This window comes from Ideonella lacteola (assembly GCF_038066555.1).
Taxonomy (GTDB): Bacteria; Pseudomonadota; Gammaproteobacteria; order Burkholderiales; family Burkholderiaceae_C; genus Ideonella; species Ideonella lacteola.
The window spans coordinates 1-1,775 of record NZ_JBBUTG010000020.1; the positions used below are offsets into that span (position 1 = coordinate 1).

The 1,775-nt window shown below is 63.6% G+C and carries 2 protein-coding genes; both read right to left on the bottom strand.

The features are described from left to right. Positions 1-218 (bottom strand): hypothetical protein (locus tag AACH06_RS23205; RefSeq protein ID WP_341428166.1); only part of this gene is annotated, 218 nt, incomplete at its 3' end. Between the two features lie 87 nt (positions 219-305). Next, positions 306-1,775, bottom strand: a 1,470-nt coding sequence (locus AACH06_RS23210) for a hypothetical protein (protein ID WP_341428167.1), incomplete at its 5' end; no start/stop codon positions are given.

The following is a 1,775-nucleotide window of genomic DNA, read 5'->3' on the forward strand; positions in this document are numbered from 1 at the left end:
GCCGCGAGCGAATCGGCCTTGCCCGTGCCACCGGCTTCCAACCAGCGGCCATCGGGCAACTGCACACGGACAGCCAACACCGACTGCTTCTGCGCTGCCGCCACCGGCGCCTTGGCATCAGCCTGCGCCGCTTCCACCGACACCCCGCTGGCCATCGCCAGGCACACCGCCACGCACGCGTTCACCACCGCCTTGCGGCTGAAATCAAAGTCCGACATTTGGATGCCCTCCCCCTCTGGATTCGCCGGGCCAGAACCATCGCTGCATGGTCCACGCCCGGCCTTCTATTGCGCCGTCGGGTCAGTTCAATGCGCCGTGACGGTCGCGTTGAATTGAGCCGAGTTCTGGAACTTGGGAACGAAGACCAACCCGTAGTCACCGTTGGCGGTGATGTAGCTCGCGCCGAACTCGCATGACGACTGGCTCGTGTACAGCGTGCAGGACGTCACGTTGCTGCCATCGAGCTTGTACAGATAGGCCGTCACGTTCGGGCTGTTGGTTCCCGGCGTGAACACCAGGTCCTTCAGCACCACGGTGTAGGCCTTGCCCGTCACCCCGGCGAAGCGGTAGTAGCCCAGCTCCTGGTTCGCCACGTTCGCCGCCTGAGCCGTGCCGTCGGTCTGCAGGGCTGCGCCGCTGTTGGCAGTCCTCACGTGCAGCTTGATCTGCCCGGCATCAAGGTTGTCGGGAGCGACATACACGGTGTACGTGCCACTGACCGGCAGCGCCGGCAGGCTGATCAGGAAGCCCGAGCGATCGCTCGTGTACTGGTAGGTCGACGTCAGGTAGTTGCCGTCGGGCTTGTACACATACACGTAGGTGTAGTTGTTGGTACCCGAGTCACCATCGTCCAGCGCATTGTTGGTCACCAGCAGCTGCAGGTTCTTGCCCGCCACGCCATTGAAGGTGTAGCGCGCGTTCTGCCCGGCAGCGAGCGTCGCCGTCGTCGGTTGCGCCGCGTCGACGACCAGTTCGTTGCCGACATCCTTGCCCAGCTGCACCTTGAAGCTCACCGAGTTCTGGTAGCGCGGCACGAACACCAGGCCGTAGTTGCCATCCATCGTGAAGTAGCTCGCGGCGAAGTCGCAGTCACCCGCGCTCGAGAAGCTGCAGCTTGCGACGTACGTGCCGTCGGGCTTGTACAGGTAGGCCGACAAGCTCGGGCTGTTGACCCCTGGCGTCAGCACCAGGTCCTTCACCGCCAGGCCGTAGCCCCTGCCCGCCACTCCGGTGAAGCTGTAGTAACCCAGCTCCTGGTCGGCCACATTCACCGAGGTGACGCTGGCATCGGTCGGCAGGGCCGTACCGTTGTTCGCCGACCTCAGGTGCAGCTTGATCTGGCCTTCGTCGAGGTTGTCCGGATTCACCAGCACCGTGTACACACCGTCCACCGGCAGCGTCGGCAGCGTCAGCAGGGTGCCCGAGCGCTCGCTGGTGTACTGGTAAGTCGACGTCAGGTAGTTGCCGTCGGGCTTGTACACATACACGTAGGTGTAGTTGTTGGTGCCCGTGTTGCCATCGTCCAGCGTGTTGTTGGTCAACAGCAGCTGCAGGTTCTTGCCCGTCACCCCGTTGAAGGTGTAGCGCGCGTTCTGCCCGGCGGCGAGCGTCGCCGTCGTCGGTTGCGCCGCGTCGACGACCAGTTCGTTGCCGACATCCTTGCCCAGCTGCACCTTGAAGCTCACCGAGTTCTGGTAGCGCGGCACAAACACCAGACCGTACTTGCCATCCACCGTGAAATTGCTGGCAGCAAAGTCGCAGTCACCCGCGCTCGA